This is a genomic window from Bacillus sp. GC_Bacil_1 (assembly GCF_026540675.1).
In the GTDB taxonomy this organism is placed as follows: domain Bacteria; phylum Bacillota; class Bacilli; order Bacillales; family Bacillaceae_G; genus Bacillus_A; species Bacillus_A cereus.
This window is the reverse complement of the sequence record NZ_JALNUG010000020.1, coordinates 16,564-32,806: the sequence shown is the minus strand read 5'-3', so window position 1 is coordinate 32,806 and position 16,243 is coordinate 16,564. Positions and strand designations below refer to the sequence as shown.

The window sequence follows — 16,243 nt, the reverse complement described above, 5'->3', positions numbered from 1 at the left end:
TGGTAAGAATATGTAACAAACTACGCATAGGTAAAAGAGGAGTGAGATTTCACTCCTCTTTTTTTAATTGTGGATTTCAATAAGCATTAGATCGCTACTATGATTTTGCTTCTCTAAACTTATATCTATTTTAAGATTATTTTTATTTATATGATATGTATCTGTGCTTGTATTAGAAGCTATTATTTTATCAATCTCTGTACTCAAATCTAAGTTTGAATTTATCATGGTGATCCACTTTTTGCCTAACTCTATTAATGCCTTATTATCTTCAGATCTATCAATTACAAAATTAACAGTAAAGTTATTTTCATCATCGCCATTTACATAAAAATTCCCATCAAATTCAGGAATCCCCTCTAATGCAGGAGAGAATAAAACTATCTCTGAATGTGGAGCCCCTACCTGTATATACTTTAAATCCGCGTTATATTTTGCATTGATTTCAGTAACAAGATTTTGTGCTTCCTTAGATATAGATTTTTTTAGTACAGATGAACTATCCATCCAACCCTCGTGATAAGTAATATATTCATCGGCTAAATCTTGCGGTATAACAGTAGGCTTAGATTCAGGCTCTTTTTCTGTTTTTTCTGACTTAATAATTGCATTGTATAAGAATTGTGCATACTGCTCACGAGTTACAATATTTTTAGGTTCAAACATATTATCGCCCGTGCCAATAGTGATTTTATTTTCTTGCAATGCACTGATAGCATTTGTTGCCCAGTAATTTTTATCTACATCTTTGAAAGTAGTAGTAGATGTCGCTTTGAAGTTAAAAGCCTTTGTTAATACAGAAGCCAATTGTTCACGTGTTAAAAAATCATCTGGACCAAATTTCCCATCACCAAATCCGTTTATAATACCTGCCTTACTAAGACTTAAAATTTCTTTTTCAAACATATGTCCTTGGATATCGCTGAAGGGATTTGATGCATTAGGTTCATCTGCTGGCTTCAAGTAGTTATATATCAGTCTAGCTACTTGTCCTCGTGTAATATTATCACCAAAACCAAATATTCCATTTCCATAACCAGCTACAATATTTTTCTCTTTTAGATCCATAATTGCTTTATAAGACCAGTGATCTACAGGAACATCTTTAAATCCTACTGTTTCTGCTGCTTGCACATTTGTTAGAGGGGTTAGTGTTGTTGATGCGATAACTGTCCCTGCTAAGATTAGTTGTTTAAAGTTCATAATTAAATCCCCTTATCCGTAAAATAATGTGTTCACACAGAACACTATACACATTCCGTTTAATATTAACATATAGATATTTAAATTTAAATGTTTATTATAGAAATTTTTCCCAAGTAATTCATTTCAATTATTTGTTTTTTTGTCCAGCTCTTTGAAAAGGAGAATAAGTAAAAAAATATTGTGAAAAATCCTTATATCCTATTTGTTCAAATTTGTCCTAGCTGATGGTACAATCAAAATCACGGAGGGATATTATGGTAAATTTTTATGTAACACTGTTTCTTATATTCGGCACTGCAATATTCTTATTTTTCTTATCTGGTTCATCAAAAATTAAGGCTAAAAACCTATCATTGATAATGGTCTGTTTAGGGATAAATCTACTCACAAGTCCAATAGCTTTATTTATAGGTGTGATGGCAACAGACTCTCCATATAGTACTACGCTTGATTTTTTTGGAGGATTTCTCTTTATTCAGGGAATACCGCTCCTCCTCCTACTTGCAGCTTTTTTGAAGTTTGCACTAGCAAAGAAAACAAAACAAGTATAGAAGTACATAATGAATGAGTGGAAAAATGATTGGAATTTCGTGCTGAGGTTGCTGCAGCGAAAGAGAAGAAGAAGCCTTGGTGGAGGTTCTGGTAACAAAAAATAAAAATGTCTAATTATATAATGGAACGCCTAGAATCATAGAACAGAGAAAAGCCCGATTAAATTAACCGGGCTTTTTTGGATGACTTATTTCGTTATATCAATAGCCTTCATTAGTGGTACGGATATATTCCAGCCTGCTTGTGATGTATAAGAATAACTTCCTTCAATATTTCCTGTTACTGTAACTATATCTTTTTCAACAAACTCTGTTGGTTTATCGAAAGTTACATAAACGATATCATTGGTATTATATCCATATGACCTTTTTGTAACAGCTAATCTAATATCAGTTGAACCGCCGCCTTCTATGATCTGAACAATTTCACCAGTATATTTCACTAATTCGTCCTTGTGTCCGTTCGGATTTTTCTTTAATTCAGGATAAGAAAGATCTTTCGCTAGTTTCTTTTTTTCTTCAATTTTTGCTTTTTCGGCTTCTTCTGCTGATAGAGCATTTTCAATATTTACTTTTCCAGCATTAATTCCGCTAACTCTAAATCCATGTTCTATCTTTTTTAGTTCCCCATTAGATTTATAGTTTTTTTCGAAATTATCATAGTCTTTGAATGTATCTAATGCGGCTTTGTTTTCGTCATTAACAGTAACGGTTAGTTTAAAATCATAGTTTCCATTTTTAAGAACTTCACGACCTGACGTTTCGGATATATTGTCACCAAATTCAAAGTGAAAATTCCCATCATGAACAGTGCCTTCTTTTGGCGTTAATTCTGCATAGTCTTTTTCTGGCTCTTTGATAAGACCGTATGCTTTTGATCCTTCCGGCATATTTGTTTTTACATTTACCGTTAACATTTTAGTTTCCGGATTATAAGAGTATTCGCCTACTTCAAAATTAATTGCTTCTTTCTGTGCTTCTTTTTCGGCTTGTTCTTTTTCTAATCTTTGCTCATGTTCTGTCCAGGATTCCCTTTTTTTCTCTTCTGATTTTTCCCCGTTTCCACAGCCGCTAGCGAAGAGTGATGCAGCAAGAATAATTCCGCCGATTTTATAATGTCTTTTCAATGCACGATCCTCCAAGATGTTTTCTAATAAGTTTTTTGTCGTATTATATTATAGCATAAATGTAATATTGTTCAATTTTATTACTGAGATTGCAGTTTTTAGGCGATTAACTTTTCTTTTATGAGTAGTCTCGCAAAATGTCTTCTATCTTACCGCTAGAAAAATAAACCATAATTGTATCCTCCACAGAAAACACATATTCAGTAGGCTTTTTATAATCTGCTAGTTTCATTTCTTCCGTATAAAAATCGTTCGTTAAAAGTAATGGATCATGCTTTACACATAAACTGTACAACAAGAAAAAGCCAAAAGGCGTGTTGTTTGTAGGAAATGTAAATCTGATCAAATAGTCGGTAATAAGCGAGGTTATAATTTTATTCCTTGTGGTTGTTGCTCTTGTATCTTTATTTTTCTTTGCTGCTTCTCTTGATCATTCTCCAAATTCTCCGTTTCTTATATTGAGTGGCCCAGCTATACTTGTTGGCCATTTTATTATAGCTTTAGGATTATCTATAACGGCATTCAGTGGGTTTATTGGTAGAAAGAACACTGTCAATGGTTGCGTGAATTGCGGACATACATGGATGCCTAAAAAATAAAGCATTAAAAGCCAAAGAAACAGTCAATAAAAAACTGTCCCTTTGGCTTTCTTGTATTATCAAATCATTCCTAAGAATGTAGTAATCAACTAATAGCATTTTTCTTTTTTATATTAGTTATGATACTCCATCACCATCAATCTAAAATTTTAAAAAGGCCATTTTTTATTTTCCGGGTTCCAATTGATTCCCTCATCAATTTTTTCGAAAGGATTGTTCCCAACTATATTCATATATTCAATAGAGGCCAAATTAAATTTTTGAATAGCTTCTAATCTAGCTTTCTCATCTCTTTGATTTACCGCTTTATCAATTAACATACCTATATCTCTAAAATAATTACCCCATCTGATTAATCTTTTTCCATAATCATTGTCTTCTTTTGGGTTAATATATTTATCTAGTTTGATTTTCTGTAAGTTCTTAACATCTTTTGGTTCTCTCAAATCCAAATGCGGATATGGGGTTTTAACATTTAAGTTATGATATGAATACTCCATTAAGCCTACAGCTGCATTTAAAGCTATATTATCTCTAACAATATTATCTGCCCTATTCACGGCTCCTATAGCAGCTGTATGACTCCAAATTATTTTTCCATCTTTAGCAAAATCTTTAGCAATTTCCTCTAATGTTTCTCTTCTCATGTCTTTATAAATTTCGATTAATTTATCACTTTCTTTTTTTGCTTTTTCGTAATCTTCCTCACTTGGATTTTCGGTCGTTTCTAATACTGTATTAAATAAACTATCTAGCGTTGTTTGAAAATCTTGTACTTTCTTCCACTTACTATGTTTCAATGTACTTATTTTTTCATTGTATTTTTGATTTAATCTTTTTACTCGATTGGAACTAACCTTTTGTAAAGATGTGCTTCCAGCATATTCAGAACTTTGAGCAGACTCCAATAAAGGAATCAAACCATCACCATTTATATGGTTTAGCACAATCTTATCTATAATATCTTCAATAACTTTATATTCTGAGTTTCGATCATGAGATATTGAATTATCAAAATCATTTTGTTTTCCCTCTATTTGCTTAGCGATAATCTCATCATCATTTTCTGGATACCAAGAATCTTCTACTGATTCTTCCTCGTTTGCTTCTGGCTTCTCTGCATTCTTATCCCATTTTGTTTGTTTACTGTCCTCTTTCGTTAATTTTACAGGAATTTTACTTTCAATTTCTGCAATTATTTTCTCCTTATCGCCACTAAAAAAAATTACAGCTCCTATAATTACTACACTAAAAAATATAAATAAAAAAAACTTTTTCATATAGCACCTACCTTCACTTAATTATAATATATAAATTATAAGAAAAATATGCATTTTTAACCCATATAATATCCTAAACTGGTTAAATTGTAGTACCCATTAATTACTAGAAAATAGATTTTATAAACAGTTTCAAGAATCTAATTTTTTTTTAGTTTAAAGACATATAAAAAAGTGGCACCCTTATCTTTTAAGGATTGCCACTTTTTAAGTTAAGATAATTAGAAAATATTGATGGTAGAACTAGCTATATGTAATCAACTCTATTTAAAAATAAGGTTATTTATCTATCTTTACACATATTTCAGCTCTCTCTCCCTTAACCTTCTGTCCTCCATAAAGTTAAAAAAATTGCCATTATCCAATATAACCCCTCCTTTTTACTATATTGGTAAAAAATAACCAAAACGATAGATTAATATGTTATAATAAAAGAAATCTAAATCATTACCCCAAACAAAAGAGGATCTAAAACAGATCCTCTTTTTATTTGTATTAAATTGTTTCCCCGTGTGCGCCGTCATAATCACTATTCACTAACATTGATGGTGATGGATAATCTCCGTAAGCAAACGCTTTATCACTTGAATTCAATCCAACTGATAAAAAGCCAATTAATCCTAAACCTAATACAATTGCTACTATTTTCTTCATTACTTCAACGCCCCTTTTTCAATTTTCTTTTCTCTTGCTTGGTGATGTAAATAAAAATACTCGCTTGCTTTTACATGATTTTCTTGTTTATAAAAGCAAACTCCCAGCTTCTCTGTATATTCTTTTGTATACTCATAGAGTTCTTCTTTGTCGAAATATGAAATCCCTTCTAAAATCGTTTTTTCGATTCTTTCTGTAGAAATATTTAAGTTCATTTCATTAAGAATATTAAAATGATGTTTGTATAATTCATCATTATTTTGATTACAGATTTCCATTCCTTTTGTAACAAGTTCAGAAACCTTCTCTTCTTCTCCTAATTTATGATATTCACGCGCCAATAACAAAATCGCTTTGTAATGATTTGGCATGTTTTCTACAACTTCAGAAAGATGACGAATCGCTAACGAAGAAAGATTTTGGCTTGCATACAACCAACCAATGTTATTTCGAACCCGTAAAATCAATTCTGATGCTTCTTGTTTTTGAAGGATATCAATTGCAGATGTAAAATATTCTTCCGATTCTTCGTACTGCTCTAAATGTATACAAATGCCACCTAATAAATTTTTACACAGTCCCACATTAATTTCGCATCCTATTTGCTTTTTAAATAATTCTAATGCTTGGTTTCCGCGTTTAATAACTTCAAGTGGCTTATACGTATAATTATAAAATGCTGCTGTTCTATAATAAAATTCAGCAAGCTCAATTTCACTTGGAATAGACTCTATTAGCCTTTCTGCCTTTTCATAGTGTTCTCGAGCCTCCACGAAGCTTGAAATAGATGTGAGATGAATTCCTTTAAAAAAATGATAATAAAACATTAGAAAATTGTCCCTAGGCGTAAAAAGAGACTCTACCTCTTCGAAACCGTTTCTTGTAACCTCTAATCCATTTGTTAATACCTTGTACCGAAAGTCCAATAGAGAATAATACATTAATAGATTTTGATCATCTTTTATTTCATCTTTTCGTTCATTAATTTCTTTTTTCAAAGCTGCTGCTTCGTTAACTTTTTGGGAAATCATTAGATGATACCAGTCATTCAATAATTTAAACGTATTTTGGTTCGTAAAGATACTCGTGCTCAATTGATTCTCCTCCTTCTTCTTGACTCTCTATTGGTCTAAATATTACCATATTTCTGCAAACTAAATATTATTTCGCAGATTAAAGATTAAGTGAAAAATAAAAGTCAGAATATTCAGTCTTTCAAAATGATAAAAATAGGTAATAACATTTAATGCTAAGATAGAACTAATTTCTTAATTAACTTTTCATATTATTTCATAAAAAGAGGCATCCTAAGATGCCTCCCCCCGACTTAAACCACGCTCATGTAACATAAATTTATCCGTATTATCCCCTTGTAATACACGTAAATACATCCTATAAAACAGAGTCCTCTATATACACCAGATTGTTAGTTTACAAAATACAAGAGATTTGCGATCCGTATTAGATTGACGCCACATCTCCTCTAACCGTTGATATGTTACGTCTTTTAATAGAATCTGCTTTATAGAACGTATCCACTCTTTATATTTTACTACATGTAATATTTATTTGGTGTATTTTTCATAAATATGTATAATTACATACAGTTTATGCGAAAAAGAAAGTATACTTTAGTATTGTGTAATAAAGATAAAGCCCACCTACGGAAATAGGTGGGTTTTTAACACACATACAAAAAGGCACTCTTTCGAGTACCTTTTTTCTATTCTACTTTTAAATTAATTTCTTTACCTGTCATACCGCCACTAGCTTTTAAGAAAAGTCCTTCCGCATCTTTTGGTATATCAAAAACAATTTTACCTGTCTGTGTTAGACCAGGATTCAATTGTTTTAAGAAGAAGTCAGTTTTTCCACCGTTAGTTAAGTCAAAAGATGTTTGACCTTGTGTTGAATATGTAAATTCACGACCTTTATTATCTACCAATTTAAAGCTGTTAGCATCCACAGTAATAGCGTCTTTTTGATTATTAGTAAGTGTAACTTCTAAAATTTTAAAGACACCTTGCGCTTGTTCTTTTGTATATTCATTACCTACAGAATCTACTGTTTCCATAGACCCTACAGCGATTTTAACATCAGAAGATACACCTTCTTTTGATACTGCTTTCGTGTCTGTAGAAGTTTTTTCTGTTGAATCTCCGCCACCAGCAACCATAGCAATTATTCCGATTACAAATAAAACTATAATGCCTAAACATCCAAACTTAAATATTTTTCCCACGTTTGTTCCTCCAATTATGTAAAATGTAATATTGAGATATTAATAATAACAAATTGTACATCTATTTATTGTCATATTATGTCGAAAGGAAATAAAAATATAGTTTAGAAATTTCAGACTTAACTCCTGTCCTATGACCTATTTTTTCACATATCTCAGCAATACCTCTTATTATTCATTTTCATCAGAACTACAATAAGAAGAATTATCATAACTTGATGAGTTTTCATTTTTATAACTAAAAGAATTGCTATAACAGGAACTATTATGTGAACTATCAGAACTTGAACTATAAGAGGAGTAACTATAGCTAGTTGAGCTATCAGAGCTACAATTACTGTCATAGTCCATTACATCATCATCCAAGTCAGAATCTAAAACAGTACCTGTTTTCGCTTTTTTCCCCACGGCCTTAAATCTATAGGAGGATCTTCTTTTTCGTGATGTTATTTTTTCTCCCTTAGATAATTTCATTAGAGAATGTGAGTGGTTATTATCAGTCACTGCTATAACTCTAAATGCTCCTCCAAAAATTAAACGCATAATACATACTAAAAACCACATGCAAATTATAAATACTAAAACATATAGAGCAACGTTATAGATAATATTGTTTATTAAGTCTATTATTGTATCCTTGGAATTATTAAGCATAAAATTAATTACCACCTTTTCTATTTAGGTTTATATAAATCTAAATGGAATTACAAAATATCTTTCCAATTAAGCGAAAATATAAGTTAGACAAAAATTAACCGGTTCCCTATATGTTAAGGAACCGGTTATTAATATTACTTATTAATGAGAAAGACATCGCTCTTTAAATGTTTGCCATGAATGTATGAGACTGCTACATATCTACCTGGCTCGTAAGCGTCTGTAATTTGAGTATCAAATACTACTTTACCCGCAATAGCAATTTCTTTATGGAAATTAATTGTTTTATAACGAGATAGATCTCCATTATCTGATACACGGAAAATTTTAACTTGGTCTTCACCAGCTACTAATCCAGCATCATCTACAAGGATTGTGAAATAGTCTTTTGTTTTGTAAGAGAAACTTAAAAGTTTTTTGTACTCAGCAGGCATTTTTTCAATATATTCATTTAAGATATATGTATTATTAATACCCCAGCTGTCATATGGTGCTACTGCATGTTTTACTGTGTCTGCTGATGCAGTAGGTGTATTGATTGTATCAACTGCTGTTAATCCCCCTAAAGCTAATACTCCAACTAGAGCTAATTTGCCTAATTTCATTATTGTTCCCCCTGCATTACATATAATTATAAAACCATATATAATAATACATATAGTTGTAATATTTTTCAAATATTTTCTAAAAAAGTTATAATTTTAAAATAAAAGGCATTCAAATGAATGCCTTTTATTTTAAAATTATAAGATTGCTCGCACATTTACGACAAACAATCTTCTCTTCCTCAAAAATGAATAGATTTTCAGCATCACATTCTGGGCATACAACTGCAAATGGTGTTTGTATATTTTTATAGCAGAGAAAAGAAATGACTGCCAGGATTATAGCAGGAATAAAAAGCATCATAATTAAGAATAGACTCGCACAAACACCTGTAATTATGGAAAGTGGCTTCATTAGTTTTCTTCCTAATGAGTTTACTTGACTATCCTTTTTACGAAAAGCAGTTACAGTGTAAGTTTCTTTTTCTCTTACCGGATCAAATACTTTTACCGTATTATAATCTGATTCATTCATAGTGAAATAGGAAGTGTTTTGTCTAGGAAACTCTCGTTGTTTATAATAGTTGTTTGATTCTTCTATCCGTGGTTTATATGAAATTCCAGTGCCAGGCACATAAGTTGTAAATCTTAATTCATTTGGAACGGCTCTTACGTCCATGCCATTGTATGAAACATTTAGTCTTGTTCCAGGCGAAAATTGGATAATTCTACGAAACTTATAACCCATAATAATATATCCTCTCTGTATAATTAATAAACTTCTTTACTAATTATAACAAACATTTAATCAAAATATTAGTATATACGGTTGTAATAATTATCAAAAAGAGTGATAATGACTTTTTCCAAACTAAAATTTTATCCTGCTAATGCGTACTTCAAAATATACATTTGAAGTACGCATTAAACAATAACTTCGTTATAAGTAAGTAGTAATAAAAATCTAAAAGAAAAGCCCCTTATATACTATCTATTCATCGTTTCTTAATTGTTTTCTTAACTTTTTATTCCCCACATATAAATAAGCTTTTGTATCATACATCTCATGTTTAAAATATGAATAACTACCCTTAAAAACCGTTAGCTGACGTTTTTCAGTCTGTAACAGCACCCAATATTTACTTTCATCCAAAACAATACCCGATACATTTTTACCGCTAGGAAAATAAACCATAATTGTATCCCCTACAGAAAATACATATTCAGTAGGCTTTTTATAATCAGCTAATTTCATTTCCTCCGTATAGAAATCATTGGTTTCAAGTAACGGATCATGCTTCATATGTACAATATAAGATAGAGCACTCTTCATGATTGTATAATATTTCTCTTTTTCAGTTTTAACGTACAGATAATAGGCACCTTCAGATAATACAATCCCTTTTATCCCCTTACCATCTTTAAATACACAACCAATCTTTTCACCAATTTTAAATACAAATGAGGTTTTCTTGTCTCTTTCGCTAAACTTAGGAGATCTTTCTTCAACAGTTTGAAACTCTTCATGTCTTATATATTTTACTTCAGAAAAATTAACTGTCACTTGATAGGAACCGCTTGGGCCCTCCATATCAAGAACACAATAATACTCTTCTATTGATGTAATTTTCCCTTTTAATAAATCTTCATGATTAAGTAGCTTAATCTCAACATTAACTCCTCTCATAAATACATACGAGTGTCTATAACGTCCTCTACTATCACGATCTATAGAATAATTTTTACTCAAATAACACACCACCAATATTACAATTTTCTAGAAAACCAGTAACAATTTCACATACCATAATAAGAATAGAAACCTGTTAGTCTAAAAGTAAAAAATCACAAAGAAGAGGAATCTAAACTAGTGACATATAACGCTATAGCACAGTAACAAAAACATGTATCATAGATATAATATGTATTGGCAGAGTGGACAATTAAACTTAACCAGCTGGTAGCCCTTCTAATATGCTGTATAGTGTTTCTTCTTCCACCATAGCGCTACTAGTTTTTGCATGTTCTATTATGTTACTTATTTGAGGGAATATCCCCTGTAAGTAGTTTAAATAACTTTCTTTTCTTCTACCATTTTCTTTTAAAGCAAACGCAATTAAAATTCCAATTGTAGACAGTCCTGTTTTTGCACTTTTTCCTTTTCCCTTAACCACTTTATAGATTTTTGTACTCTTTCTTAGTACCGTATTTAAGGTGCTTCGTGGGATATGAAGTGCTTCACACAGTTCTGACTGTGTAAAGTATAACACAGGTTTATTATTTGAATTCATAGATAAAAAAGAAATGATATCGGCTTCCCATTCGTGCCAGTGGCTCCGAACTCGATCCTTACGTTGTTTTTTATGTTTCTTCCAAAATGCTGAAGGCGCACGAAATACTGAATCTCGGCCATCTAATTCATATATTCGCACCAAACGATTTATGTAATCTTTATGTGCTGCTCGATATTTTCCAGAGTACGCAGACATTACAATTCCTCTGACTTCACTATGTTCCAATGGCTGCTCTAGATTACTATTAAACTGATCCATCAGGTCAATTGTGTCTTTAATAGCGTACTGACTTTGAAAACATGCTAAAGAAAGGGTGAAAACCGCATTGTTTCGCCCTGCTTTCGTTTGTTTTGGAGATACATTTGTACAACTTATCACTCGTTTGAACCATAATTCATCCATTTGCTTCGGTTGCTCTACAGGAGCATTTTTAGCAAACGGACTTTCTATTATATTCTGGAATAGTTTATTTCCCTTGTTATCGTCTTGACGCTTGCTCCACTCTTGTAATTCCTTGAATGTATACACATTTTCCTCAAAGAACATTACAATATTTTGAACTGAAGGCATTCTGAAGAAACCAAAGTGATTGCATGTTAAATCCACGTTTGGTAAGCTCTCAGCGAACATTTCTCTTAAATTTTGAGAGACTCGTTTTGCTGATTTAATAGCTATATAATTATTATTATTTGTTACATATACAGCTTGATCTAACACATAATATACTTGATAACCTTTAGTTGTTTCAAGAATCATAGTAGGTACACCAAAACCTGCGTTTAGTGCCACATCATTAATTGCAGTCATAGGGAATGACTTTGAATCAATATCAATAACAAAACAGTTAATTTGCTGTAAATTCTTTTCTGTATGACCCACAACTGTACGAAGCCCCTTTTTGCTATACGTACCAAAATTATATACATTAGGTGTCCAGTGAGAAGCCTGTCCAATATGATCCAGTATAGCTTCTTCAGATGATAATACTATGCCACGAGTTCCAAACTTAGCGCTTAAATCTTCTTTCTTACGCGTAATAAAAATTGATCCTTTTTTATTCTTCTTCCCATTTAACACTTTACTTTCAAATTCCTCTTGATTTGCAATAGATACTAATCCAGCTTTCGAGTTTTTAGATTTATATTTTCGTAACCCTTTATGTAGTATTAATTCGATAGCTCTTTGCACTGTATTCATATTGAACCTCCTTTCCACTTATTTTTTACAACAAAAAAGGTGAGCAGTTGTATCACTGCTCACCTAGATAAACACACTTCCCTAAATTTCATATAAAGGCAGAAAAATCCATACTTACATATGCTTAAAAATGCACTTAAATAAGGGTTTCTATCTTTACAAATCCACTCTAATTAACTATACTAAAAAGAGATATTTTATATCTTAATAGCATAGTTAACTAGAACGGTTTGGGAAGTTTACTCACTGGTGATGTGCAGTGACGTAAATGGAATACAAGATGTAGTCAGCAAATTGTATTCACCAAGAAGTAGAAATGTAGTCAGCAGATCTACTTCCTCTATCTAGTTTGAGACCTGAGAAATCTCAAACTAGACAGCCGTTCTTTTTTTATTTGTGTTTTTATGTTTTATGTGTCGTATATATCCTACAAATTCTTACGAATTTTTTATGTATATTATCAAACTAAATCGTATTGTGTTGAGAAACTTGTTGTCTATAACGTTACAATAAGTTTTTTTGTTTGTAAACAGCAATTACTAAGCTTTTTATAATAATATCCCTATTTCCCTATTTCTATTTTTAAACAAAGGGAAATAGGGATATTTCTATTTTTATACTTTTCTATATTTCCCTATTTTTTTATTTTTTCTTGCCTGTATTTAATCGTTTGATTTCATTAGATTTTCTTATCTTTCCTTATTTATTAAATACAAAATATCCTTTAATGCCAACACTTAGGATGTTCTATAATAATTCTATTATTCTATTGCAACAACAAAATATCATTGATATAATTTAGTTAGACATATAGAAATATCCCTATTTCTAAAAATAACTATTTCTATATTTCCCTATTTTTGTTATTGATTTTATAGAAATAGGGAAATATAGAAATTTAAAAATTAAATGGAGTGGTATAAATGACAACTACAATTACTGTCGGTAATTACAAAGGTGGCGTTGGTAAAACAACGAATGCCGTACTAAATGCTTATGAGTTTGCAAAAAAAGGAAAGCGAACATTACTTGTTGACCTTGATCCACAAAGTAACGCAACAAAATCACTCATGTTAACAAAATCCATCTTAAATCCCGATGAAGTGGTAACAATTGAAAAAACTTTAATGAAAGGTATTCAAGAGGGCACTTTAGAAGGATTAGAAGTTGAAATCATGAAAAATTTATACTTAATTCCATCCTATGTAGATTTTCAGGACTTTGCAAAGTTTCTATATAAATATTGTTCTTCAGAAATAGAAGAGGATTATTACTTTAAAAACTTGCTTGAAAAAATTAAACATAAATATGATTACATATTTATTGATGTTCCACCAATGTCAATTGAAGTTACTAAGAATGCCGTAGTTGCTTCTGATTATGTACTTATAGCACTACAGACACAAGAACGTTCTCTTACAGGCGCTGAAAACTATGTTAATGAACTTGTAAAATTAAAAGAACAATATAATCTTGATATTGAAGTCGTAGGCATTCTTCCCGTATTGTTGAAAAATAACGGGAAAGTAGACCAATATATTATGGAAAATGCTCGTGAAGTTTTTGGCGAGGAGAATCTATTTAAAAATATAGTCCCACAAATGGAACGTATTAAAAGATTTGATGTTAACGGTATTACTGAGAGGGATCGTCATGATTTAAATGTAATTGAACTATATGAAAAAATTAGTGATGAATTACTGGAACGTATTGAATTATTTGAGAAATTAAAGGTTGGTGTATAACATGGCAGAACCAAAAAAAATAGGATTATTAAGTAGAAAGAATTTTACTCCTGAACAATCTTATCAATCACCAGAGGAAACACAAGAAATAGAAAAAACAAAGGTGAAAATACAAGAGCAAGAACAAAAAAAGACAAAAGAAAAAAAAGCTTTTAAGAACCAACAAGGAAGTATTAAAATTTCAAATCAATCCAAAGAAGAACTTGAAGCACTAATGAAAATTACTAATACTAAATATAATTATGAAATAATTGACCTACTTATTGATTGGTACGTTGAAAAAGAATTAACCCCTGCACAAAGAAAGAAATTTAAACTATTAACAGAAATTTAATTGTCGATATCCCTATTTAGAAATATCCACTTTTCTAAATAGGGATATTTTTTATTTCTTTCATCCTTTATTATCTTGCTAATGTTCAGTGACAATAAAGTTGTTTAATTTTAGTCTAAGAAATGTAATAACCACCTACTAAATTAAATTGTAGGTGGTTTTAAAGTTATTTAAAATTAAATTTAATTGTTGTAGCCTGTAATTTATAAAAATAATAAAGTTGGTTAATTCTTCTTCAACTAATGCCTCTTATTGAAAAAAGTAGCTTGCTCCATTTACTAAATTTTCATCCTATTTTACATAGCTTAATCTGCCTCAACATCTTTTTCACCTAAATTTTGAACAAATCTTAATAGATAACCATCAGGGTCCATAATTAAAAATTCTTTTTGTCCCTTTAATTTAGTATCAGCTCTATACCAATTCTCTTGAATATCAAATTTAATTGGATACTCGTTCTTTTTCAAACTATTATATAGTGGATCAATATCATTTATGATAATTTGAAAATTAATTCCTCTTCCGTAGGGATAAGATAACTCCCCAGTACTCCAATGACCATTTACTTCTTCAATCATAATCTGGCAGTCATTTAAAGACAGTAAAGCAAACTTATCCTCTGGTCTTTGATATTCAATTTTAAACAGGAGAATTTCCGAATAGAAATTTAAACTTTGCTCTATATCTGAAACTGATAGCTCTGGTATTAATGCATTGAGTTTGTGCAAAAATGCTTCCCCCTTTGTTTAAGTTATTGATTATTATAACACTTACTATAAATTCTTCTTCCATTAAACTACTTCGTTAATCCTAAAAGAAGTAAACAACTTAATTATTTTTTAAAGGACTTTATTATAAATTAAACAACTTTATTATCTCTACACAGCTAAAACACATTCTTCTACTTCACTTTCCTCTAGGATCTCTATTTCTAAGTAGGTGTACAATTCCATGCCTATCAGGCTAATATTTTGAAGTGCCCCCAAAGTGAAAATTTTAGTATGTAATAAAATTTCAAGTCAATGGATGTAGGCTGTACGCCTAAAATAATTAATGATATTGATAATAAACCAATTTCAAATATGCGAGAAGATGGAAGTCCTTTAGGATCTACCCATTATGGTGGCAAATGGGACATTGTTAATTTTTTTAAGAGTCCCAATGTGTTTATAAAAAAACCAATGAATCCTATTTAAATAGGATTCATTGGTTTTTTTGATATAAAGAAAAGACACCCGAGGGTGCCTTTTCCAATAGTTTTTTAGCAGAAGCAGCTACATCCAATAATGATTAATAGGATAAAAAGTACAACTAATAAAGCAAATCCTCCAGCAAACCCGCAGCCTTCGCCGCAACTACCATATCCCATAATAGTTCCTCCTTTTGATAAGAGGGGAAAACACAGGGTCACTCATATATTTTAATGGATTCAATTTACTGTATGTTTTTACGTAGTAATGGAGCAAGTCCTTTTAAAAATAAAGAAAAGACTCTTTAAGATACCTCTTCTTTTAAAAGTTTTTTGTATCATTAGCCTTTTTTACTGCATAATTTGTATTGATGTGTGTCTTATAGTTACGATTACTCCTGTAAGTGAGGTAGAATGCGGATTTAGTTCAAGTATAGCAACTAATCTTAATGCTCAATTGCTATCACATTACCATTAGTAGCTTGTTTCTCAATTACATTAAATGACGACTTAAGTGTTAGAACAACCTTAACACGTTTTTCCTTTAAAACCTCTTAAATGTGCCATTATTTTTATGATGTTAGAGAATAATGAAATTATATCGAAAACTCTCCTGAAAGGCT

General features: G+C 30.8%; 16 protein-coding genes and 2 pseudogenes. 5 read left to right on the top strand and 13 right to left on the bottom strand.

Going from position 1 to position 16,243, the window contains the following annotated elements; translation table 11 throughout:
• Positions 1 to 63: 63 nt before the first annotated feature.
• Entirely contained in the window at positions 64 to 1,203 is a 1,140-nt protein-coding gene (locus OXT04_RS24215; protein ID WP_267418149.1) for an S-layer homology domain-containing protein, read from the bottom strand.
• 257 nt (positions 1,204 to 1,460) lie between these two features.
• Between OXT04_RS24215 and OXT04_RS24210 the strand changes: the two genes are divergently transcribed.
• Positions 1,461 to 1,757, top strand: a complete 297-nt coding sequence (locus tag OXT04_RS24210; protein WP_000247078.1) for a hypothetical protein — start codon at positions 1,461 to 1,463, stop codon at positions 1,755 to 1,757.
• 188 nt (positions 1,758 to 1,945) lie between these two features.
• Here the strand turns inward: OXT04_RS24210 and OXT04_RS24205 are convergent, their stop codons facing one another.
• Positions 1,946 to 2,884 carry a hypothetical protein gene (locus OXT04_RS24205; RefSeq protein WP_098648330.1) on the bottom strand — a complete coding sequence of 313 codons (939 nt, stop codon included), beginning with the start codon at positions 2,882 to 2,884 and terminating at the stop codon, positions 1,946 to 1,948.
• Between the two features lie 346 nt (positions 2,885 to 3,230).
• Here OXT04_RS24205 and OXT04_RS29970 point away from each other — a divergent pair.
• Positions 3,231 to 3,483: pseudogene (locus OXT04_RS29970) on the top strand (hypothetical protein).
• Between the two features lie 149 nt (positions 3,484 to 3,632).
• On the opposite strand, the gene OXT04_RS24200 reads toward OXT04_RS29970, so the two are convergent.
• The 9 genes from OXT04_RS24200 to repS form a co-directional block, all read right to left on the bottom strand.
• Positions 3,633 to 4,763 carry a hypothetical protein gene (locus OXT04_RS24200; protein WP_000713108.1) on the bottom strand — a complete coding sequence of 377 codons (1,131 nt, stop codon included), beginning with the start codon at positions 4,761 to 4,763 and terminating at the stop codon, positions 3,633 to 3,635.
• Positions 4,764 to 5,258: 495 nt separating this feature from the next.
• Positions 5,259 to 5,417: a Phr family secreted Rap phosphatase inhibitor gene (locus OXT04_RS24195; protein ID WP_000724587.1), complete on the bottom strand. Its 159-nt coding sequence runs from the start codon at positions 5,415 to 5,417 to the stop codon at positions 5,259 to 5,261.
• Positions 5,417 to 6,511 (bottom strand): response regulator aspartate phosphatase, encoded by a 1,095-nt coding sequence (locus OXT04_RS24190; RefSeq protein WP_000107769.1) that lies wholly within the window; start codon positions 6,509 to 6,511, stop codon positions 5,417 to 5,419. The genes OXT04_RS24195 and OXT04_RS24190 overlap by 1 nt, the downstream gene beginning before the upstream one ends.
• 629 nt (positions 6,512 to 7,140) lie before the next feature.
• A complete protein-coding gene (locus OXT04_RS24185; protein ID WP_000516010.1) occupies positions 7,141 to 7,659 on the bottom strand; it encodes a DUF4352 domain-containing protein in 519 nt (172 codons plus the stop codon).
• Between the two features lie 171 nt (positions 7,660 to 7,830).
• Complete coding sequence (locus OXT04_RS24180; protein WP_096001552.1) at positions 7,831 to 8,313, bottom strand: hypothetical protein; 483 nt, start codon at positions 8,311 to 8,313, stop codon at positions 7,831 to 7,833.
• A gap of 137 nt (positions 8,314 to 8,450) precedes the next feature.
• Entirely contained in the window at positions 8,451 to 8,921 is a 471-nt protein-coding gene (locus OXT04_RS24175) for a DUF5065 family protein (protein WP_048565359.1), read from the bottom strand.
• A gap of 127 nt (positions 8,922 to 9,048) precedes the next feature.
• On the bottom strand, positions 9,049 to 9,609 hold the full coding sequence (locus OXT04_RS24170; RefSeq protein WP_267418131.1) for a hypothetical protein: 561 nt from the start codon (positions 9,607 to 9,609) through the stop codon (positions 9,049 to 9,051).
• Between the two features lie 243 nt (positions 9,610 to 9,852).
• On the bottom strand, positions 9,853 to 10,611 hold the full coding sequence (locus OXT04_RS24165) for a hypothetical protein (protein ID WP_000042403.1): 759 nt from the start codon (positions 10,609 to 10,611) through the stop codon (positions 9,853 to 9,855).
• Between the two features lie 199 nt (positions 10,612 to 10,810).
• Positions 10,811 to 12,352 carry a replication initiation protein RepS gene (gene repS / locus OXT04_RS24160; RefSeq protein ID WP_267418127.1) on the bottom strand — a complete coding sequence of 514 codons (1,542 nt, stop codon included), beginning with the start codon at positions 12,350 to 12,352 and terminating at the stop codon, positions 10,811 to 10,813.
• Positions 12,353 to 13,275: 923 nt separating this feature from the next.
• Between repS and OXT04_RS24155 the strand changes: the two genes are divergently transcribed.
• Both OXT04_RS24155 and OXT04_RS24150 read left to right on the top strand, forming a co-directional pair.
• Complete coding sequence (locus OXT04_RS24155) at positions 13,276 to 14,097, top strand: ParA family protein (RefSeq protein WP_000213995.1); 822 nt, start codon at positions 13,276 to 13,278, stop codon at positions 14,095 to 14,097.
• A gap of 1 nt (position 14,098) precedes the next feature.
• Entirely contained in the window at positions 14,099 to 14,431 is a 333-nt protein-coding gene (locus tag OXT04_RS24150; protein WP_000830096.1) for a hypothetical protein, read from the top strand.
• Between the two features lie 305 nt (positions 14,432 to 14,736).
• On the opposite strand, the gene OXT04_RS24145 is transcribed toward OXT04_RS24150, so the two are convergent.
• Both OXT04_RS24145 and OXT04_RS24140 read right to left on the bottom strand, forming a co-directional pair.
• A complete protein-coding gene (locus OXT04_RS24145) occupies positions 14,737 to 15,159 on the bottom strand; it encodes a bleomycin resistance protein (RefSeq protein WP_063259545.1) in 423 nt (140 codons plus the stop codon).
• A gap of 533 nt (positions 15,160 to 15,692) precedes the next feature.
• The gene (locus OXT04_RS24140) at positions 15,693 to 15,800 is read right to left on the bottom strand and encodes a YjcZ family sporulation protein (RefSeq protein ID WP_267418117.1); all 108 of its coding nucleotides are present in this window, start codon (positions 15,798 to 15,800) and stop codon (positions 15,693 to 15,695) included.
• Between the two features lie 160 nt (positions 15,801 to 15,960).
• On the opposite strand from OXT04_RS24140, the pseudogene OXT04_RS24135 reads away from it, so the two are divergent.
• Positions 15,961 to 16,178 (top strand): annotated as a pseudogene (locus OXT04_RS24135) (hypothetical protein).
• Positions 16,179 to 16,243: the final 65 nt, after the last annotated feature.